Source organism: Fictibacillus barbaricus (assembly GCF_031457135.1).
Taxonomy (GTDB): domain Bacteria; phylum Bacillota; class Bacilli; order Bacillales; family Fictibacillaceae; genus Fictibacillus; species Fictibacillus barbaricus_A.
In genome coordinates this window covers 83,719-104,951 of record NZ_JAVDWA010000003.1, presented here as the reverse complement: position 1 = coordinate 104,951, position 21,233 = coordinate 83,719, and the positions used below count along the sequence as shown (strand labels likewise).

At 38.9% G+C, this 21,233-nt stretch carries 21 protein-coding genes; 12 read left to right on the top strand and 9 right to left on the bottom strand.

Features of this window, described 5'->3' with window-relative positions:
* Window positions 1-14 precede the first annotated feature (14 nt).
* Window positions 15-842, bottom strand: coding sequence for a hypothetical protein (locus J2X07_RS09660; protein ID WP_310258370.1), 828 nt, complete (start codon window positions 840-842; stop codon window positions 15-17).
* A gap of 136 nt (window positions 843-978) precedes the next feature.
* Between J2X07_RS09660 and J2X07_RS09655 the strand changes: the two genes are divergently transcribed.
* The 3 genes from J2X07_RS09655 (at window position 979) to J2X07_RS09645 (ending at window position 3,704) form a co-directional block, all read left to right on the top strand.
* Entirely contained in the window at window positions 979-1,833 is an 855-nt protein-coding gene (locus J2X07_RS09655) for an ABC transporter permease subunit (protein WP_310258368.1), read from the top strand.
* A complete protein-coding gene (locus J2X07_RS09650; protein ID WP_310258366.1) occupies window positions 1,830-2,864 on the top strand; it encodes an ABC transporter permease in 1,035 nt (344 codons plus the stop codon). The genes J2X07_RS09655 and J2X07_RS09650 overlap by 4 nt, the downstream gene beginning before the upstream one ends.
* 63 nt (window positions 2,865-2,927) lie before the next feature.
* Window positions 2,928-3,704: a protein-glutamine gamma-glutamyltransferase gene (locus tag J2X07_RS09645; RefSeq protein ID WP_310258365.1), complete on the top strand. Its 777-nt coding sequence runs from the start codon at window positions 2,928-2,930 to the stop codon at window positions 3,702-3,704.
* Between the two features lie 40 nt (window positions 3,705-3,744).
* Here J2X07_RS09645 and J2X07_RS09640 read toward each other — a convergent pair whose 3' ends face one another.
* Complete coding sequence (locus tag J2X07_RS09640) at window positions 3,745-5,058, bottom strand: murein hydrolase activator EnvC family protein (protein WP_310258364.1); 1,314 nt, start codon at window positions 5,056-5,058, stop codon at window positions 3,745-3,747.
* 315 nt (window positions 5,059-5,373) lie between these two features.
* Here J2X07_RS09640 and J2X07_RS09635 point away from each other — a divergent pair, with 315 nt between their 5' ends.
* The 3 genes from J2X07_RS09635 to J2X07_RS09625 are packed head-to-tail and all read left to right on the top strand — an operon-like array spanning window position 5,374 to window position 7,431.
* A complete protein-coding gene (locus J2X07_RS09635; protein WP_310258363.1) occupies window positions 5,374-5,925 on the top strand; it encodes a sigma-70 family RNA polymerase sigma factor in 552 nt (183 codons plus the stop codon).
* A gap of 6 nt (window positions 5,926-5,931) precedes the next feature.
* Entirely contained in the window at window positions 5,932-6,618 is a 687-nt protein-coding gene (locus J2X07_RS09630) for a hypothetical protein (RefSeq protein ID WP_310258362.1), read from the top strand.
* A gap of 51 nt (window positions 6,619-6,669) precedes the next feature.
* On the top strand, window positions 6,670-7,431 hold the full coding sequence (locus J2X07_RS09625; RefSeq protein WP_310258361.1) for a DUF4931 domain-containing protein: 762 nt from the start codon (window positions 6,670-6,672) through the stop codon (window positions 7,429-7,431).
* 17 nt (window positions 7,432-7,448) lie between these two features.
* Here the strand turns inward: J2X07_RS09625 and J2X07_RS09620 are convergent, their stop codons facing one another.
* Window positions 7,449-9,092 (bottom strand): M20/M25/M40 family metallo-hydrolase, encoded by a 1,644-nt coding sequence (locus J2X07_RS09620; protein WP_310258360.1) that lies wholly within the window; start codon window positions 9,090-9,092, stop codon window positions 7,449-7,451.
* 282 nt (window positions 9,093-9,374) lie between these two features.
* Here J2X07_RS09620 and J2X07_RS09615 point away from each other — a divergent pair, with 282 nt between their 5' ends.
* The 4 genes from J2X07_RS09615 (at window position 9,375) to J2X07_RS09600 (ending at window position 13,005) form a co-directional block, all read left to right on the top strand.
* Window positions 9,375-10,079, top strand: a complete 705-nt coding sequence (locus J2X07_RS09615) for an ABC transporter ATP-binding protein (RefSeq protein WP_310258359.1) — start codon at window positions 9,375-9,377, stop codon at window positions 10,077-10,079.
* Window positions 10,063-11,382, top strand: a complete 1,320-nt coding sequence (locus J2X07_RS09610; protein WP_310258358.1) for an ABC transporter permease — start codon at window positions 10,063-10,065, stop codon at window positions 11,380-11,382. The genes J2X07_RS09615 and J2X07_RS09610 overlap by 17 nt, the downstream gene beginning before the upstream one ends.
* 231 nt (window positions 11,383-11,613) lie before the next feature.
* The gene (locus J2X07_RS09605) at window positions 11,614-12,309 is read left to right on the top strand and encodes a peptidase E (RefSeq protein WP_310258357.1); all 696 of its coding nucleotides are present in this window, start codon (window positions 11,614-11,616) and stop codon (window positions 12,307-12,309) included.
* 117 nt (window positions 12,310-12,426) lie between these two features.
* Window positions 12,427-13,005 carry a superoxide dismutase family protein gene (locus J2X07_RS09600; RefSeq protein WP_310258356.1) on the top strand — a complete coding sequence of 193 codons (579 nt, stop codon included), beginning with the start codon at window positions 12,427-12,429 and terminating at the stop codon, window positions 13,003-13,005.
* 52 nt (window positions 13,006-13,057) lie between these two features.
* Here J2X07_RS09600 and J2X07_RS09595 read toward each other — a convergent pair whose 3' ends face one another.
* From J2X07_RS09595 to J2X07_RS09585, 3 genes are read right to left on the bottom strand one after another with little or no spacing between them, the layout of a single operon-like run.
* Window positions 13,058-13,849 carry an ABC transporter permease gene (locus J2X07_RS09595; protein WP_310258355.1) on the bottom strand — a complete coding sequence of 264 codons (792 nt, stop codon included), beginning with the start codon at window positions 13,847-13,849 and terminating at the stop codon, window positions 13,058-13,060.
* Window positions 13,850-13,860: 11 nt separating this feature from the next.
* Complete coding sequence (locus J2X07_RS09590) at window positions 13,861-14,649, bottom strand: ABC transporter permease (RefSeq protein ID WP_310258354.1); 789 nt, start codon at window positions 14,647-14,649, stop codon at window positions 13,861-13,863.
* Window positions 14,633-15,658: an ABC transporter ATP-binding protein gene (locus J2X07_RS09585; RefSeq protein WP_310258352.1), complete on the bottom strand. Its 1,026-nt coding sequence runs from the start codon at window positions 15,656-15,658 to the stop codon at window positions 14,633-14,635. Before J2X07_RS09585 ends, J2X07_RS09590 begins: the two co-directional genes overlap by 17 nt.
* A 321-nt stretch (window positions 15,659-15,979) precedes the next feature.
* On the opposite strand from J2X07_RS09585, the gene J2X07_RS09580 reads away from it, so the two are divergent.
* Complete coding sequence (locus tag J2X07_RS09580) at window positions 15,980-17,734, top strand: mechanosensitive ion channel (RefSeq protein ID WP_310258351.1); 1,755 nt, start codon at window positions 15,980-15,982, stop codon at window positions 17,732-17,734.
* A gap of 321 nt (window positions 17,735-18,055) precedes the next feature.
* Complete coding sequence (locus J2X07_RS09575) at window positions 18,056-18,784, top strand: ZIP family metal transporter (RefSeq protein WP_310258350.1); 729 nt, start codon at window positions 18,056-18,058, stop codon at window positions 18,782-18,784.
* A gap of 188 nt (window positions 18,785-18,972) precedes the next feature.
* Here J2X07_RS09575 and J2X07_RS09570 read toward each other — a convergent pair whose 3' ends face one another.
* The 3 genes from J2X07_RS09570 to J2X07_RS09560 are packed head-to-tail and all read right to left on the bottom strand — an operon-like array spanning window position 18,973 to window position 21,169.
* Window positions 18,973-19,647 (bottom strand): DUF2642 domain-containing protein, encoded by a 675-nt coding sequence (locus J2X07_RS09570; protein ID WP_310258349.1) that lies wholly within the window; start codon window positions 19,645-19,647, stop codon window positions 18,973-18,975.
* 12 nt (window positions 19,648-19,659) lie between these two features.
* Entirely contained in the window at window positions 19,660-21,018 is a 1,359-nt protein-coding gene (locus J2X07_RS09565) for an arsenic transporter (protein ID WP_310258346.1), read from the bottom strand.
* Window positions 21,011-21,169, bottom strand: a complete 159-nt coding sequence (locus J2X07_RS09560) for a hypothetical protein (protein ID WP_310258344.1) — start codon at window positions 21,167-21,169, stop codon at window positions 21,011-21,013. Before J2X07_RS09560 ends, J2X07_RS09565 begins: the two co-directional genes overlap by 8 nt.
* Between the last annotated feature and the right edge of the window lie 64 nt (window positions 21,170-21,233).

The following is a 21,233-nucleotide window of genomic DNA, read 5'->3' as shown; positions in this document are numbered from 1 at the left end:
CGAGCTTAAGGGCGTCAGCGTTTTATTTTGATAATCTTCCATCCATCTGTTATTGATTTTCTTTCTAAGAAAAAGGAGTAGGTGATGTTATGTTTGCCGTCCTCATCAAAGCTTTTGATTTTTGCTGTCAATTCTGTTCTGACAATCGGCGGGTACCTATGACTTTTTTCTTTTATTTCATATTGCATGCTTGTTATTCCTTTGAACTGGTCATGAATCTCTTCATCCTGCTGGAGCTGAGCACTTAGTGATGGCTTCGCAATTTTATAATCCTGCTGCTTCATGCCGACAAGGAACATGGAAACCACATCTTTAGCACTTGCTCCTGATGCATATCGATCAAGCTGATCACCGGCTTTTAATATCATGAGCTGGTGAGAGGGATCGACATTCCGGGAACGGTGAGTTGAACTGCCTAAGAAATGGATGCAAAAATGACCTGGAAAACCATTTGGCAAAGCACCGCTTCCATGGGGCATCCCATGCATACTTGCAGCGAGCATTCTGCCGTTTACAGGTATCAGTATGGCACGGCGGTTCCAGCTCCATTTTCCGTTATACAGATGCTTCAAAACGGCCGTATCATCCTTTGTTAATGGCTGTACGTCCGCATGCCGATTACCTGCTCTTCTTTGCACATTAAAGTAAAAACCTGTCTCAAGATCAATGACTTTAAAAGTAGAACCTTTCGGAAGGAGTTCATTTACTTCTTTCCAGCTGAGAACTTCTCCTTTTTTAGCGATGGGAAAATAAGTTAAAGGTTCTTTTGCAAGTGATGGTTGATGGGACAAGAAAAGAAAACAAATCATGATTACTGCCCCAATAGCTGATTTCTTTAACATATGAATCCTCGATTCCGTGTTTTCTCATCCTTAATATGGTTTTGAATACGAAGTTTTATCCTTGTTTTGGAAAAAGAATGAATGAAAAGAAAGGATATATTCGTCAAAACATTTATAGAGAAAGGGGACGGAGAAGATGAAAATACTGAAAAGACTTATCATACAGCTTACACTAACCATTATTTCAATTATTTTAATCAGTGGATTACCGGAATTAATCATAAAAAAAGATTTTTCATCTTATTTACAAAAGGTAAAGGGTGTTTTTGTTCAAATCATGCATTTTAACAAGATGATTTATTTTAACCAAGGTCAGGAGAGGATGTTTTTCCCGGATATTATCGAACCTTATTTGTATTCGTTAACGATTCTGTTCGCAGCATTAATCATCGCGTTTTGTCTGGCACAGCTGTTAACATGGTGTACCTCAATAATGCCTCATTTTATTAGAGCAGGAATTAAAAACGTGCTTACCATGCTTGAATCCCTGCCGGATTTATTAGTTTTTGCTCTTGCCCAGCTGTTTATTGTAGCGGTTTACAAACATACAGGTGTTCTGATCTCCAATGTATCTTCACTTGGCGACGAACGTATTTATGCTGTTCCAATCATCTGTCTTATGATTTTGCCTTTTGTTTATTTTTATAAAATGATGGTGCTTTTGACAGAGGATGAACTGGCAAAACCTTATGTGGAAATGAGCATCGCAAAAGGAATGAAGCGTCTATATGTTTTAATTGTACACGTAACTCGAAATACGAGCGAAGGTGTGTTCCATTTCTCGAAATCTGTTTTATGGTTTATGATCTCTAACTTATTGCTAGTTGAGATTATATTTAATATCCATGGAATTACGCATTATATGTACCATGATTTCAGACCAGTGATGCTCGCAGCTTGTCTTATTTTACTCGTCATTCCATTCTTTCTTTTTTATTCAATGCTGGAATGGATTGGTTTAAGATTTGCGAAAAGAGGTGAGGTGGTATGATTCGTAATTTTAAATTTTGGCTGGGATTTTCCATCATTGCCGGATTGATTATCGCTAGTTTTGTTCATGAAATTTTTTTCGATAGCCAAATTAGGCAAATTACTAATTTGTATGATGATTCGGGTACATTGGTTGATTCAGCACCTGTTGAGCCGTCATTCAAGTTTCCGCTTGGAACGGATATGGCAGGGTACGATATTTCTCTGAAAGTTTTGCAAGGGGCTAAATATACACTTCTTAGCGTCATAATCATTGGTTTTTTGAGAGTTATAGCAGGTTTAATCGTTGCAATACCGATTGCTTTTTATTTGCCAGAAAAGGTGAGGAATGGACTAGAGCAGTTATTAAATTCCTTTTATTTTATTCCTCTTACCATTATCTCGGTCTTTATTCTGTCCCCGGTATTGATAGAACAGCTAAAATTACCTGAGAAGAAAGAGTATTTTCTTTATTCCTTTACAGAAAGAGTAGGAATCGAGATCTTTATTTTAACGATATTGGTTGTCCCGTTATTAAGCTCGCTGATCGGAAACTTGCTTATATCTACGCTACAAGAAGACTTTATCGAAGGAGCGAAAGTATTAGGTGCGAGCCGCTGGAGGGTTTTTCGAAAACATGTGATGCCCCACCTATTGCCAAAGCTCGTAATCGTCTGGTGCCAGCAATGCGTACAAGTGTTGATTATCTTTGCGCATCTTGGCTACTTTAAACTCTTTTTTGGCGGGACTGATATTGACTATAATCCAATGATGGCGGATCCCCCGACTTCTATATCGAATGAATGGTCTGGACTTGTAGGAGATTATTATAACCTCATTATGGCGAAACCTTTTATTGCATTAGGTCCTATCATGATGTTTGCCATAGGAATTTACGCTTTTCAGCTGATGGGTGAAGGATTCGGTCAGCATTTGCAAACAAGATATTTGCATATAAAACAAGTTAGAAAGAAAAATGCAGCAGTGGAAAGCAAAAAGAAAGCAAGAAACATTAAAATGAAATTCAGTTTCCTCCAAAATAAAGGCGCTTAAAAAACACCACTTCTCCCGCCTTGCCATAGTATGTAATATCCTGTGCAGACAGGGGGGAGAGAATTGATTTATATTAATGGGTACTCAGTCGAATTAGATCAAATAACGGGGTTTAACCAGCTTACCTCCGCACAAAAACAAATTGGGCGAAAGTTAAGTGAATCAAGAGAATCGTTCTATTATTCAAGTCCACATCAGTTTTTGTTTGAAGCAGTCATGCGGGCAAATACAGTATCTGCCGCAAATGCTTTACGCGACAGCGGGGCTGGTTTTGCTACGTTTGTAAACGCACGCTGTAATCCGGATTATTGGAGACGTACTGCCTATGGCGGTTTTTCACTTCGGCCGGATGTTCGTCCATCTGATGCTATTACGGACATTTTTATCAATGGCAAAAAATATGGATTCGAATGTACGACGGCGATCATGATCATGTTATACAAGGCGGTTCTAGAAAGTATTGGTGCGAGGATGTTTAATCAATTGTTTAATGGATTGCTTCTCTACAGTACAGAACACGACGAAGATATGCAGATTACGGCAGTTCCATCCGGTTCTTCAATACCTGGAGATGTAAGATATGTTAAAAATCCGGAGCACGATCCTAGAACTCCGCAATGGCAAGGGGAAAATGTAATCGATCTTGGAAACGGTTCTGTATTCGGGCATGGAATCGGGACGGGAACATACGGAGAAATCATCGAAGTATTGAACACGAAGAGATTTCCGGGAGCGACTGTTTCTGCTTATGTTGTTCCGGAAATTATACGTCCGCATTATCGGCTTATGTCAGAATACACACGTCACCCTATACGCCGATTACTTGGAGGAGCTATGTAAAAAAGACGCAGAGAGAAGTATTCTCTGCGTCCTTTTATGTTTAATAAATATACGGTCTAGGGTTTATTGCGTTCGATTTGGCCTGATTCCATTCACCTCTGTGCAGTTCGAAGTGCAAATGCTGCCCAAAGGAATGTCCAGTGTTACCTTGATAGCCTAAAAGCTGACCTTGAGAAACAGTCTGGCCAGAACTTACCGCTCTCATCGTCATATGTGCATAGACTGTTGTATATAATTGTCCATTGATATAAGAACTAAGGAATACAACATTTCCGTAACTAGATGATTTGTAAGATCTGGATACTGTACCAGATGCTGCAGCAACAATTGGGACGTTGCCGCCGTGTTTTGAAATATCCATACCCTCGTGCATACCTGAGCTTCTCACACCAAATTCAGATGTTACGATTCCTTGAGTTGGTGTTATGAAATCACTGTGTCCGCTATAAGATGGTGCCGGCGCTGGTTCTGGTGTTGGTGTTGGTGCTGGAGATGAACCAGAATTGCTGCTTTTTGCTCTTGCTGCTGCTTCAGCCTTTGCTTTTGCCGCGGCAGCCGCTGCTGCAGCTGCCTGAGCAGCTTCACGTTTTTTGCGCTCTTCTTCTTCACGTTTGGCACGCGCTATTTCCGCCTTGATTGTTGCTTCTTGTGCCGCTAATAGTTCATTTTGTTCTTGAAGGTCCATCATATCCTTTTCAATATGGCCTTCTTCTTCTTTTAAACTAGCAAGCAATGTATCTTTTTGTTTCTTTTGGCTGCTCAGCTGCTGATTTAGGCCTTCTAATTCCTTTAATTCTTGGTTAAGGGAAGTAAGTTCGCTTTCCACTTTTCCTTTTTTGTCTTCCACTGCCATTTTATCTTTCTTATGTTCTTCGAGAATCGTTTTATCTTGTTCAGCGATCACGTTAAGCGCAAAAACACGGTCGATGAAATCACCGAAATCTTTAGAGCCTAGTAAAACGTCTAAATATGAAACGGCTCCGCCGCTCTCATACATCGAAGTGACACGTTCTTTTAGCAGTTTATCGCGTTCTGCAATTCTTTTTTCAAGTACGCCGATTTCTTTTTTTAGTTGTTCGATATTCGCTTTTGTTAGATCAATCGATTGTTGTTTGCCTTTTATATCCTGTGCTGTTTTCTCTATTGAACTTTGCAGCGTTTCGATCTGTTGAAGTGTCGTATCTTGCTGACCATGGTTGTGGTTCAGTTCATTTTCCTTCTTGCTTTGATTTGATTTATTTTGTTCTTGCTTTTGTTTTATTTCTGACAATGATTCCGCCGAAGCAGAGTATGTAGTATATGTTTGAAATGCTAGGCTAAGAGATAATGTAGCCATTACAAGCTTACGTTTCAAAATGGTACTCCTCCTTAAAAGTGCAAATGTTACCAATTTCTCGTTATAAAAAAGATTATAACATTGTTTATACGTCAATTATCGCGAAATAATATTACATTTATGTTTCAAATTATTACAATAAGAAACAGAATTCGACGGCAGGAAGGATAAAAATGTATTTTAATGGAATTCGTATAGTAGATTTATATTAATAGATTTACAATAAATAGAAGAGGTATATGCAGTTGCAACATTACATTGAAAAATAGTGAATAAATTTTATAACTTCAACCGTCTAAAACATGAATTGTTAAAAGAAGGAGGGGAGAGGACATGAAACAAATTCCAAAAATAAATGACCATGACAAAGAATGGAAATATCTATCACAAGAAGAATGGCTCATTCAAATTATGGACCTTTATCAGGACCAGGTTATAAGGCTGGCTTATACATATGTAAAAGACCGTAAACTGGCAGAAGACTTAGCGCAAGAAGTGTTTGTAAAGTGTTTCATACATAAAGAAGGATTTCGAAATGAATCATCTGTGAAAACGTGGGTATATGCCATAACCGTTAATCTTTGTAAGGACTATTTAAGAAGTGGATGGAAAAAATACATTCATGTTATTGATCGTTTTGGAAAGTCGAAACAGTCCTCAAACTTAACTCCAGAGCTCACAATCGTACAAAAAAGTGAACATGAAGCTTTAGCTGACGAAGTGTTGAAGCTTCCATTGAAGTATAGAGAGGTTATACTTTTGTATTATTTCAAAGAACTGTCCGTCCAGGAAATTAGTGAAGTACTCTATAAAAAAGAACCGACAATCCGGACTCTCCTACAACGGGGAAGAGAGATGCTAAAACGAAAACTGGAAAAGAGGTGATGAAACATGGAAGATCCACTAAAGCAACTGCCAGAAATTTTGAATCATGGACGTCTTAAGTCCATCACTTTTAAAGATGATCACAGACAAAATGTTCTCCAAAAAGCACGGGACCTCCATAAACCGCCTGCTCCTAAAAGCTGGTTTTACCATTGGTTTCATCAAAGTTTGAGTTTAGCTCTCGGGGTTGCATGCATTATTATATTTGTTCAATTCATTCAAGATATCCCAAAGCATTCAAGTGATGATATTAAGAAAGCGGAAGAACAGACTCTAAAAGTTCCTTATGCTAATCAGGCGATTTTAACAAAAGTCAAACATGATATGAGGCATCAGCATGATATCCAGAGTACGATAGCGGTCCAGACCGGGGATACTTTAACTGTCTATATCGTTTATCCGGATGATTTGCCTTCAAATGAGCAGCTCACTTTAACGAAAACCTATTTAAGGGAAGTCTCTCATCTTACTTTAAATGAACCTTATGGAGCACAAAGTTATTTGGGCGAACTCTGGAATTATGTTAATGTAAAAGTCTATACCACAACATCAAACGTACAGAGTCTAGCAGCCAGGTTAAATATTCCTTTGAATTATGACTGGCTGGGCACGATTGACTCGAAGAACGGCAAACTCACATGGGAAAGAATTTCAGAAGATGATCAATCCAATGAAAAAGGAATTTTGAATTAAACTTTGTACGCATAATAAATAGGCAGGAAACAAACAAGCGGAGAGAGACATATGAAACATACACAACTTACCTTTTTTACAGATGTAGGAGCACAAAAACCAAATAGTATCAGGAACAAAGAGACACCATGTCCATTTTGCCGCATCGATCTGTTAGAAGAGGTGCTGGATCAGGACGGATCAATCATTCTCGTGAAGAACAAATACACGGTGCTCGACAATGCCTTCCAAACCGTTTTAATAGAAACGGATGAATGTGAAGGGGAGTTATCGACATATCCAAAAGAACATTTGTACAAAGTTATCCATTTTGGATTACAGCATTGGAATCAAATGATGAATAGCGGTAAATACCGGTCGGTCATGTTTTTTAAAAATCATGGACCATTGTCAGGCGGTACGATACGTCATCCGCACATGCAGATTATCGGATTGGATGATGTGGATTGTCTGCATAATTTTTCGGAAAGCCAATTTGAAGGAATTCCAATCTTGGAAGAAGCGGGTGTGAAATTCACCGTATCCACTGAGCCGCGAGTCGGTTTTTATGAACTGAACGTCGTATGGGAAAAAGATGCCGAACTTTCCTTGTATGCGGAATGTATTCAAAATGCGGCACACTTTATCCTTCATCATTTTAGCAAGAACAGCACTAGCTATAACTTGTTCTTTTATAAAAAACATGAGACAACATATTGCAAGATCATGCCGCGTTACATTACTTCACCGCTTTATATGGGATTCGGTGTACAGCAAGTAGCAAATAACGTTGATACGATTGCCCAAAAGATAAGGGACATCTATTATTCATAATGAAAAAGCTGGCTCAATTATTTTTGAGCCAGCTTTTTAACGTTTTCAAATAAGGATTCCATTGCAAAAATGATCAGCGGATGAGTTTCTTCTATCGTCCGTTTAATCTCCAGCCGCTCGGTCCATTGATGTGCATCTTTTCCCATCGGACCAATGTTCAACACAGGAACATCAAGCTCCCTCATATCATCGAATGGGACATGATAACGTGATCCCAGCAAGGGAAAATTGGCTGTAAAAGTGGAAAGGTCACGAGCATTCCCTTTAAAATTCACATAGCTCAAATCAGATAGACCGCTAAAATAATGAACCTGATTTAGTTCGTTTTTAAAATGATTCCTGGCATGATCGATGACTTGCTTGGTTGTCATTTGAATTAAAGGATGATCACTCGAACAAACAGCCGGGTAAAAAGGCGGCGTGTAAAAAAGGACTGTCATGGGTGCCAAATCTTTACAGATGCTTGCGAGCTCATAGACATATTGGATCGTCAGCTCTCTTTCATCTGCATTCGGATTGTTGGACTGCAGCAAGTTTTCACGTCGATCAAGTTCTTCCTGTCCGTATTTTTCTACTGCATGCTCATACAGATCATGAAAAGTAATCACATTGATTTTCTCTTTTTTCGGTGTGAACGGGACAATTTTAGAGAATGTCTGACTTCTTTTATAAAGACGGTCTTCTAGGTGTGCTGCAGCCTCTTGAGCGCTTTTTAATAACATGGCTGTAATGTCTGCGAGTGGTCTGTTGAACATCATAATGTTAAAGAGAGTTACTGCTGCATGCGGTATTTGTACAGAGTAATGATCTTTTAAATCTTTTTGAATGAGATTCGTTGGGACTGGTGTTGCTTCATCACCGAACTTCTCACAATAATCGATGTTCCATTCTAATTCTCGTGTAATTTCGGCTACCATCGCATTTCCGTTCAAGCCTGCAAAAGGCTCGCCAACATGAGTCTCTTTTCCATAGCATAAAAAGCCAGGTAAAATCTTTCCTGAAGAACCGGTATACATATAGTGAGAAGTGTCCCCAGGATATTTCGTAAAGCTAGGTTCTCCGTTTAAACACGTAATGTAATGAATACCATACTCCTCCTGCAGCTGTCTGAGAACACTTACGCCTGCCAGCATTCCTGCTGAATGAACCTCTTCATCTGGAACAGAAATCATAAGAACGTTGCCTTTAAAGTGTCCGGTCGCTGCTTTCTCAATCATTGATAGATGAAGAGCAACACCGGCTTTCATATCCATCGTCCCTCGGCCGAACAGCCATTCTCCGCTTTTAATATCCTCTTGAACGAAAGGGTGAAGCATATCTATATGGGCATTCATTTTTTCCGTTAGTTCATCTGGGCGGAAAGCTAAGTGTTTCCACTCTCCAAAATCGTCTACAGGAACAACGTCAAAATGACTTAACAGTATGATCGTTTCTTTGATGGAAGGATCGTTCTGAACAAAAGCTGTTACTAGTTTTCTGCCGTCAGGAGTTGGATGATGCCGTACATGTTCAGGGTGCTCCGTGAAATAATCAAGGGAAGAGAGGATGTGGTAAAGATGCTCTGCCATCAGCATTTCTCCGTTTTGGTTTGTGATGCTTGGTATGGCTACGAGGTCTTTTACTAGATTCGTATACCCCTCTTGGGTTTGCCATTTTAACATATGTATCCCTCCTAGATGTCCGCTTTTGTTACTATACGATTCTGTTCCCTTTAATTCCTCTTTTTAAAATGGGCTGTTTTATTATAACTTTTGTAAGTGGTCGATTTCCGTTACAGGATGCTCGCTTTCTGCGAGGGGGTAAGGTGAGCTAGCTAATTGCACCTGGTGTGTCTCTCCTACCTTACAGAAAAAATTTAATTGGAATGTATTGACATTTAAGGGTAACGAGTGGTATAAGTGTATTATAATAAATAGTACACTTAATACATAAGGGGTGGCTTTATGATTTCTGTAGAAAATCTATCTTATGCTTTTAAGATAGGGAAAAAAGGAAAAGAAAACATTGTTCCCGTTCTTCACGATATTAACCTGCACGTAGCACAAGGTGAGATTGTCGCTGTAGTAGGTAGAAGCGGTTCTGGAAAATCAACACTATTAAACTTGATTTCTGGATTTATTCAGCCGGAAGTTGGTTCGATTCAGCTCAATGGCACGCAAGTCAGCGGTCTTTCCGAATCTAAATGGGCAGAATTTCGCTTAAATAACCTAGGGTTTATCTTTCAGAGTTTTCAGCTGATCCCTTCCATGACAGCGTATGAAAATGTGGAGTTTCCGCTTGTTTTGCAAGGAATAGGAGAGAAAGAGCGAAAAGAAAGAACGTCAGAGATGCTAAAGCGCGTTGGACTTGATCCGTATCAAGCGCATTATCCAGGAGAACTTTCTGGTGGACAGCAGCAGCGTGTCAGTATCGCTAGAGCACTTATTTTGAACCCTCCGTTAATATTAGCGGATGAACCAACGGGCAGCTTGGATTCAGAAAATGAGAAAGAGCTTTTAACTTTTATTAAAGAGCTTAATAGAAAATTCGGAATCACCTTTTTAATGATTACTCACGATCATGAAGTGGCTTCCATTGCTCATCGAAAAGTAGAAATCATTGATGGATATTTACAGGAAGGGAGAAAACTTCATGAGGTTCAAAGATAAACATCGATTTGTAAGAAGCAACATGAAAAAAAACAAGACGCGTGTGTGGATGACGATCCTTGCATCCACGATCGGCTGTGCGTTTTTAATTATGCTTGCATCGGTCGGTTTTGCTGTACATAAGTCGGCAATTGATAATGTTATGGAATTTAGGATGGTAAACGAAATCACCGTTAATAAAGAAAATGGCGAAATGAATGAGAAGGATGTTAAGAAGCTCGAAAAAATAGGTAAAGTCAAAGCCGTTACACGCAAAAAATCCGCCCCAGTGGACCGTGTTACAATTGGGGATTATCAAATCATGACAAATGTCATGAGTGCACATATGCCTTCAGAAAAGAAAGCGGGTTTTGAATTAGCAAAAGGAAGAATGCCGGCGAGTAAAAATGAAGTCGTTGTCGGATATCAGTTTGCGCAAGAATTAAGCAAGACGCCACCGAAAGACTTTGCGAATGGTCTTAGCGAGGAAGAAGCTCAGAAAAAGCTAAAAGAATTATCCTATAAAGGAGATATTTTAAACAAAACACTCACGTACCATTTGAAAGGTAAAGACAGTGAAACACAGTCAAATACCCCTGAAAAGACACTTGAAGTAAAAGTAGTGGGAATCGGAAAGAAGCCTGTAAAAGAATGGATAAGCGATAATTCGGTTTTTATTACAGATGATTTATATAATGAAGTAATTTCTCTTGTAGGGGAAGACGGTTCTGGAACAAATCCAGCTAAAGAAGTGAAAACGTATGATGAAGTAAAAGTTTATACGGCTACAGCAGAAGACGTGAAAGCAGTAACGGACAAAATTGAGAAGATGGATTATCAAACGTATTCTATCATAAAAGAACTAAAAGAGATGAACGTCTACTTTACGCTTTTTAAGGCAGGACTTATTTTAATTGGTGCGATTGCTGTCTTAATTGCTTCGATTGGTATTTTTAACACGATGACGATGGCTGTAACCGAACGTTCACAAGACATCGGGATCATGAAGGCGATAGGGGCTACTCCAAAAACGATAAAACGAATTTTCCTTTTAGAAAGCGGTTATATCGGTTTGTGGGGAGTAGGTCTTGGAACGCTTCTCGCTTATATCGTAAGCTACAGCGTAAACTTTGCCTTTCCCATTATTGTCGAACAGTTCATGCATGAGAAAGCACCAGAAGGATTCATGCTTTCCTACATTCCATGGAGTTTAACGGTTATTGCCGTGACCATCTGTATGGGAGTAACCCTATTATCAGGCTGGAGACCAGCTGCAAAAGCGACGACTGTGGATGTTCTTAAAGCACTTCGACGCGACGTTTAACGTTTATTAATCAGTCCCTCGGTAATGACTTTTTTTATCGGACAAAAATAAGCAATTAACGAACAAAAATAAGAGCATATCGAAAAAAAAACTACATTTCGAAAAGACTAAGAGCATATGAGGCTGGTCCAAAAGTATATTTACTTTTGTTCCACGTCTCTTTTTCTTTAGTTCTCCAACAGGAAAGCGCCATAACAAATTGAATTGTTTTGTAAAAGGGGTGTTTCAACAATGAAACAGAAACAAATCATTGCCTTGGGTGGAGGCGGGTTTTCGATGGAACCGGAAAATAAAAAACTCGACCGGTACATCCTTTCACAAAGTCATGCCGAAAAACCGCACATTTGCTTTATCCCGACAGCAAGCGGAGATTCAAAGGACTACATTGACCGCTTTTACAATGCTTTTGAAAATGAAAACTGTGTTCCAAATCATCTCTCTTTGTTTTCACCGCCTCTTCATTTAAAACAATTCATTCAGAAACAGGATATCTTTTACGTTGGCGGAGGAAATACAAAGAACCTTCTCGCATTGTGGAGGGAATGGGGACTGGACTCGTTATTAAAAGAAGCATATGAAGAAGGGAAAATTTTAGCCGGATTAAGCGCAGGATCTCTCTGCTGGTTTGAGGAAGGCGTAACAGATTCATTCGGCCCACTTCAGGGCATTGAATGCTTAGGTTGGCTGCAAGGAAGTCATTGTCCTCATTATGATGGAGAAGCAGAAAGACGGCCCGCTTTTCAAAAACTGATTAAAGAAGGGTTAAAAGCAGGTTATGCAGCAGATGATGGGGCAGCACTGCATTTTATAGATGGTAAATTATCGCATGTTGTAAGTTCCAGAGAGCAATCAAAAGCCTACTATGTTCACTTAGCCGAGGGAAATTGTGTTGAAAGCATGCTGGAAACTCAATTTTTAATGGAATAGTAGAACATTTGCCCACAAATTAACTTTAGAACTAGTCAAGTTTTCTTTAAGTAAGAGGTTTAAATCCTGGATGATTGGGCGGAGAATATACCATCAAATCATCAGGAGGTTATTTTTTTGAAAAAAAGTTTATCCATTCTTTTCATCATATTGCTTGTCGCTGCACTTTCCGCTTGTGGAAATAAAAACAAGCATAAAGATCACCAGATAAAAGAAACACAAGAAACATCGAGTAAATTAAGAGCAGGATCTATTGTTGTTAATCTAATAAACACAAAAGGCGATAAAGCGGGGGAAGCCACATTAACCCAAACTGCAGAAGGAGTTAAAATAGGGGTGAATGCTGCTGGTATAAAACCTGGCCCGCATGGTATTCATTTTCATGAAAAAGCGATATGCACGCCTCCAGATTTTAAATCTGCCGGAAGTCATTTTAATGTTACGAACAAACAGCATGGGTTTTTGAATCCGAAAGGGCCGCATGTCGGTGATATCGAAAATGTGACAGCCAACAAAAGCGGTGTCATTCATGGTGAGGTATTATCGGCGATGGTAACACTCGAAGAAGGAAAACCAAATTCGTTATACACAAATGGCGGTACTGCGCTTGTCGTTCACGATCAAGAGGATGATTACAAAACAGATCCATCAGGGAATTCCGGTGACAGGGTTCTTTGCGGGGTCATTAAGAAATAAAAAGAAAGCTGGTTAAATGTCAAACCTATGACAAATAGCCAGCTTTTTTGTGTTAACTTCCCGTACTTGTAAAAGCCCGAAGTCCTTTTTTCCAAAACCAATAGGCAGCGATGCAAGATACAACAGCCACAAATGGAGTCAATAATGCCAGGTTTTTAAATCCGGAGCCCTTTATAAAATAGGCAGCAGGATAAAAAGCAGTAAATCCATATGGAATAATCCATGTCAGCAATTGACGGATTCCTTTATGATAAATCGTTAAAGGGTATCTGGCAAAATCGCTTAAATTGAAAACGGTCCAAACGATCGGCAGACTGTCGACCATCCAAAAAGACAAAGCAGCAAAAAATAAATTTACGGCGACAAATATGAAGCCGGACGCCAAAATCATCACAACAAGAATGAAATAAGCCATGAAGCCCCAAGTGATATTGAGGTGAGGCATAGCTGTTCCTAATACAATGATGCCTATAAACAACTGGCCAAAACCATCCTGCTGAAGACGATCCGCGATAAAGTGGAACAAAGGATTAATTGGGCGAATGAGCAGGCGATCAAACTTTCCTGGCCGAATATATTGCCATCCTAATGTCCAAAGATTATCAAAGAAAATATGATGGATAGATCGTCCTGTTGCAGCAATTCCATAGATAAAGAGAATTTCATAAAATGTCCATCCGTTTAATTGTTCAATATGATCGAATACAATTTTTACAAAGAAGATGCCTGCGAATTGCTGCAGCATAACAGAAAGTACGCCAAGCAGAAAATCTAATCGATACTCCATCATGACTTTGAGATTTTGTTTGCAGAACAAGTAATACAATTTTACATATCGCTTCATTCAAACCCCTCCTATCCTCCGAAAATGGTAACTTTCTTAATGGCAACCGACCATAAAACACGTAAAGAAACAAAAAGGAGACACGCCCAAATGAACTGTGAACCTAAAGCCATCCACACGTCCGTTCCTGTTAAGATGCCTGTATAAATCGCAACAGGTACATAAACCATCGCTTGAAACGGCAAAAATAAGCTCACGGTTTGAAACCATTCCGGAAATAAGATGAGCGGTACAAGAGCTCCTGAAAAAAACGATACAACCGCCTCTTTCATAACTTCGAGACCCCATAAATTAATCGTCCAAAAAGCGAGAATAGCAATGAGAAGATCAAAAAATGTTCCGATCCAGATTCCCAAAAGGGCACTTAAAAGAAATAAAATACCGGATAACCATGTTTGAGGGAAGGTGACATCCAAAAAAAAATAGGCAAGTATTCCTAAAGGAAGGGCACCGCGAATGAAATAAATCACTTTATCTCCCATATCCATGGCGATAAGTCTTGTGATTAAATGGTAAGGACGCATGAGTTCAATCGCCACATTGCCATCCTTTATCGTATGAGCAAGTTCTTTACCCACACCAGATACAAACATCTGTAAAAACATGGCGATGATAATATACGTAATCATTCCTTTAAAAGGCAGTCCTTCTATGTTGGCGCGATTACTGTAAACGGCGCTCCAAAAGAAGTAAATAACGAGCATTCTTAAAAGAACGGATAGCGTATTTGCCCAAAACCATGCTGAATAAGCAGCGTGCACTTGCATTTGTACACGTGCAAACTCAAAATACTTCCTCATGTCGCACCTCCTTTTTCATTCCCTTGCCATAAATTTCTTCAACGATTGTTTCGATTTTCGGATCAGCAATCGTCAGATCAACGACAGGATAGTGGTTCATAATGATGCTGATTACTTCTGCTCCAGTTATATCTTTGCTGCTGAAAGTAATGGATACTTTATGCGGGTCTTCTTCCTCTTTTGGAAGGATTTCTGCATCGTGAACAAGTCTCCCAGGCAGGGTAAAGTGAGAGGCGTTTTCTAATTCAAAATGAATAACGCGTTTATCTCCGAATTGAGATTTAATACGATCGATCGAACCATCGTAAATGACAGTTCCATCGTCGATAATGATAATTCGCTGACAGATTTCTTCAATATCCTGCATATCGTGAGTCGTTAAAATTACCGTCGTTCCATATCTTGCGTTCATTTGTTTAATAAAGTTACGGATTCTAACTTTAACAGCCACATCCAATCCAATTGTCGGTTCATCCAAATAAACCACTTTTGGACGATGCAGAAACGCAGCGGCAAGCTCACATCTCATTTTTTGACCTAATGAGAGCTGTCTAACCGGGATTCCAAGCAATGGTTCAAGGTGAAGAACCTCCACAAATTCTGCAAGTGTCTCTTCGTATTGCTTTTGGGGAATCTCGTAAATGTGTTTGAGAAGTTCATAGCTTTCACGAACAGGAATATCCCAAAATAATTGAGTTCGCTGACCAAAAACAGCACCGATGTGAGAGGCATTCTTTTGCCTGTTTTCGTAAGGGATAATGCCATTGACTTTTACCTCACCCGATGTGGGAGTCAATATGCCGGTCAGCATCTTAATGGTGGTTGATTTACCTGCACCATTTGCACCGATATAACCTACCATTTCACCCGCTTCAATTTGAAAATCGATTCCTTTAACTGCTTCTTTAATTTCGTATTTTCGATAGAGCAAAGACTTAATTGCACCTCTTAAACCTGGGTCGCGTTTTGCTATTTTATAATGTTTTGATAGATTTTGGACGTTTATCAAATTGACCACTCCTTAAAAATGAACACAAAAAAACCACAGACTTCTCCTGCGGCAAGTGTGCATATGAAATTTATTTGCTCACTATAGAATGTCAGTAATGCAGGGATATGTAATTAAACTATTTTGTATGGTGTGTCCACATTGGCTTCTACTCCTTGTTGAAAACGTTTGCATAACAATTCGATTATATATGATTCTATCAAAATTGTAAAATATATCCTGAAACAAAAGCCCATTTGGTTGTTTAAATAAAACTTCCATTGGGAAAGTACAGCAAATGAGACATCATTTATTTTACTTTTAATATAAAGGAGGAAGAAAATGTACGATTACAACACAGTAACAGATTCTTGGATGGCATACCTCGGCAGATTACCAGATTTATTGCTCGCAATTCTTGTCCTCTTAATCGGATGGCTAATCGCCTCATTAGTAGCAAAAGCAGTAAAAGGTGCACTTCACAAAACAGATTTTGATAATAAAATGGCACGCTGGATGAGACCGGATACAAACGGAGACCGGGTCGAACAAAGGTCTGCTAAATATTCACCAGAAGAGATCGTCAGTAAAGTTGTATTCTGGATCTTGATGGCAGTAGCTATTGTAATGTTCTTGAACATGCTAAGCCTTCCATATGTGGCACAGCCTATTTCAAATGCTTTAGGTGTTATCGCTGCCGCCATTCCAAATATTTTAAAAGCTGTCCTTATTGCAGCTGTGGCTTGGTTGATCGCTTCAGTATTAGCCATGTTAATTAGAAAAGTAGGGCGTAATAAAGGATTTCAAAGCTTGTTGTACCGTTTTAGATTGACGAGTAACCAGATTCATGCTGATAAGGCAGTTCAATCCGCTTCAAAAGCTGTATTTTATCTGACTTTATTACTTTTCTTGCCTGCTGTACTTTCTGCACTAGGCATCGACGCTATCTCCAAGCCGCTAGAAGGTATGCTTAATGGATTCTTTGCCTTTATACCAAAGCTTATAGGCGCGGCTATCATTCTATTTGTCGGTTGGCTTGTGGCGAAGATTGTTAAGGAGATTCTCGTTAACTTCTTGCAAAGTATCGGTACCGATCGACTTGCTTCAAAATTAGGTGCGGAACGAGCACTTGATAAAACTTCACTTTCTCAATTAATCGGTACGATTGTTTATGTGTTCATCTTAATACCGGTTGTCATTTCAGCTCTTGAAACATTAGACATCAAAGGAATTTCAGGTCCGGCTGTAGGAATGCTTGGCCGCATCATGGATATGATTCCGAACATTATTGTTGCGATTATTCTTGTTGCAGCAGGTTTATGGGTCGGGAAATGGGTGAAGCATGCTGTTACTTCATTGTTAGAACGAGTAGGATTTAACGGTATTTTTTATAAAATGGGACTTGGGTCTCTTCATAAAAGCAGCCAAACATTAACCATTTCAGAAATAATAGGTTATGCAGCGCAAATCGTAGTCGTGCTATTGTTTACGATCGAAGCCCTGCATCTCGTTAACCTTGAAAGTTTAGTTGGTATTTTAACGGTCGTTCTTGCTTATATCCCAATGGTGTTAACAGCCGTTCTGATTCTAGGAATTGGATTTTACGCCGGTCACCTAGTAAAACGTGTTGTAATGAGCATGGTGAAGCAGGAAACAGAGAGTAAACTATTAGGTAATATTGCTAAATATACGATTATTACACTGGCTTTCTTCATGGCACTTGACCAGCTTGGTGTAGCAAAAACAATTGTAAATGCTGCATTTATCCTCGTTCTAGGCGGATTTACAATTGCTTTCGGTCTCGCATTTGGATTGGGCGGAAGAGAAACAGCTGCGCGTACACTGAATAAATTGAGCAGAAGAATGGAACAGACAACGATTCAAAGTCCGGACCCTGCTGAATGGAAGGATAAAACAAAGCTCGCAGATTTCAGTACAGGACGTTCAAAGGAACAAGCTACAGAAGGACATTCATCTGATCTGGATTTAGACAGACCACATACAATTGCTCGTGACCGACAATTTAATCATCTGAATAAACCAAGTGAAGAGTTTGGGATAAATGATCAAAATGATCCTAAACGAAACGATTTTTAAAATATTATTTCTTTTCTAAAAGATTGATGCTTTGAATTCTAAAGTTCTTTTTAATCATTGAAAAGTTGATTGAAGTATAAGGAAGCGAGACTCCTGGGGGATTAGTGGGACAGGTGAGACTCCTGAAAGTGCGAAGCGCTTAGGAGGCTCACCGCACACCCCCCGGAAAGCGAGTATCCTGTAGCGGAAATCAACCAAAAAGTTAAAAAAGAATAATGGGCTTAAATAAGCCCATTATTCTTTTTTTGTTTACTTTTCGAGATGTATAGAAAGAATTAATCAAGGAAAAATTGATAAAAAAACAGGAGAGGGTTATGTATCATGCTGCAAGCCGCTTTATGGGGAGGAATAGCGGGATCCGCTGTACTGCTCGGTTCATTTACAGGGATTGCTTTCCGTATTCCAAGAAAATGGACTGCTTGGATCATGGCTTTTGGTACAGGGATCCTTATCGGTGCCGTATCTTTTGAACTTTTATTAGAAGCGGTTAAACAAAGTGACTTAAAAGTAACTTCAACAGGGTTTATCCTTGGTGCTGCTGTGTTCACGATAATTAACACAATTCTAGCCAAAAAAGGCGGACACGAAAGGAAAAAGTCCACATCAAAAAAAACCAAAAGTGCCGGAGTCGCCATATTTTTTGGTACACTTTTGGACGCAATACCAGAATCCATTTTGATTGGTGCGAGTCTTATCGATCAAAGCCAGGTAAGCTGGCTGCTTGTTATTGCCATATTCTTAAGCAACTTTCCGGAAGGTCTCTCAAGCTCAATAGGTTTATTAAAAGAAGGTTTTTCAAAAAAGAAAGTGATAGGAATGTGGGTAGCGGTTCTTTTATTGTCAATCACTGCGTCTTCGCTCGGCTTTCTATTTCTAGAACATGTTTCTGACTCTTTTCTTTCCATGATCGGTGCCTTTGCGGGTGGAGGAATCATGGCCATGGTATCCTCAACGATGCTGCCAGAAGCACATGATGATGCAGGTGCCGAAATTGGCTTGATTACGTCATTAGGTTTATTGAGCTCTTTAGTACTCACTCATTTTTCATAAAATAAGGCTGTTTTTGTATATATTGTTGCTCTGGCAAGTGATTGATTTCCATTTCAGGAGTCTCGCACCTTACACTTCAAATCAATATTTCAGGGATGTCTTGGGAAACAAGTTCAAAAGCAGCATTTTTTAGAAAAGAACCTAAAATAAATAAGGGGTCTGTCCCGGGACAGACCCCCCTTTTTATTTTAAGGCAGATGAACGGTTTTAATATGTTGAACATTAATAAAAACAGTTTCATTCCTGCCGACTGTTAGTTGAATTTGATTGTTTACAATTTTAACTAACTTACCTATTCTATTTGAATCTATGCCAAGATCAAAAATGACAAGTTTCCCTTCATACTTTTTGCATTGTTCTGTAAACGATCTAGCCATTGGAATATGATAGGGGAGCAAAGGCAGTTCCTCATTTGAGAGATCATATGGTCGCTCGTTATCGTCATAAGGAGTGAGCCATTTCAAGTGATGCAGTGGAATCAGCATCATCTTATAAACAGGTGAGTAGAAGATAAAATAATCATTCAACACATTTGTAATGTATCCATGAATAGATAGATTGCTTGTGATAAAAATCTCTGAAAACAAACCCTTTGCATTCATTAAAACTTTTCTTAGCGAAAGGGTTTCTTCATCGGGAGCTATCGGTATACTGTCCGGTTTTTTTATCTCTATCTCGAAATCATTAAAATGATTGATAGATTGAATGTGTATTTTAGGCAAATAGATATATCTTTCTCCATTAAATAGCACAACAATATCAGATCCATAATCAATAAGCATGCCAGTAATTCCCTTGCTTCCTTTATTACCGCTGATAGTAAGCCTAACTGTTTTTCCTAATAATTGATTAAAAATACTCAAAAACTATCCTCCTTAAGATTGGAATATCCATTGTGTCCAAAAATATAAACTAATTAAACTGATGATTAATCCAATTGGAATTACGAAAATGGTTGCTTTAAAATAAGTTTTCCAGCTGATTGGTATTCCATTTTCTCTTAGAATGTAGATCCATAACATGGTCGCCAATGTCCCGATTGGTGTGATAAGTGCACCGATATCACTGCCTAATATTGTGGCTAAATACGAAACTTGCAAAAGGTGAGGATCCAGATTCATCTCAGTTAGGGTTAGTGTTCCAACCATAATTGCAGGAAGATTATTAAAGATATTTGACATGACCGTCAGCAAGGAACCCATCGTAACAATGGCAGCCATATTTCCTAAATGAATCAATTCCGTTATATAGGTCACAATCAATGAGGTGAGTCCGATTCTTTGCAATCCAAAAATGAGGACATACATACTAAAAGCAAAAAGCAGAATATGCCAAGGTGTTTTCTTAATCACATCTAGAAAACCGACCTTTTTTCTATACCAGCGAACAAGGATTAACAATATTGCACCAACGATTGCGACCCATTCCATCGGAATACCAAAAGGTGTCAAGATAAAGAATGTCAATCTTGTAACGATCACAATGCTAATACAAACTTTAAACATCCACCAATCTACTTTTACACGTTTTTGAACGGATAATGGGTGGGGAATAACACGAGAGGATTTTTGATAGTTCACTTCGGTGAAATAAGCTGGCGGCAGTTTCTTTGGAATGGCTTTTTTGAAATGCAGGAAAAGCAATGCAACGATTACGATGATTCCAATCATCGCTGGAACGAACATGAGTGTGACATAACTGTTAATATCGAGTCCGACAATTTTTAGTGCGATTAAATTAGCAATATTACTAATGGCGATCGGTGCACTTGAAGCTGTGGCTGTAATAGCACCCGGAAGTAAGAATGCAATTTTTTGATGCGGTTTTAATCGGAGCATATTCAGAGTTTTGATGATAATGGGTGTGGTGATAAGGATACTGCCATCATTGTTAAAGAATAGTGTCATTAAATAGCATAATAAATTGATGTATAGAAAAAGCTTTACCCCTGAATTCTTTGCCCGCTTAACAAGGTTATAAGCTGTCCAATTGAAAAATCCGATACTTTCTAACACAATGGACATAACAATCGTGGATAGAATGGTAATGGAAGCACCACTTACCATGTGGAAAATATTGAACAAGTCAGAAACTTGTACAATACCTAAAGATATTAATAAAAAAGCACCTATACTAGTTGGAATAGTTTCGTTTAGGCGCCAAGGATTCCATACAATAAAGAAAATCGTCAATGCGAAAATCGTTATTGTCAGTAGAATTTGAAGATCATGCATGAGGATTTGCCTCTTTTTGCAGTACAGGGACAGATGGGATATAAATATATTGATCTGGAATTTGTATGTTCGGCTCGCTTTGAGGCTTTTCTGGTTTAATGATCAGATAAAGTAGAAATCCTTGTGAAATCATGAATAACGTAAAAAACAACTTTTTACCTCCTTGCCTGTAACAAAGCCTATATTGCCGTGTTTTTACTGACGATTAAACACCA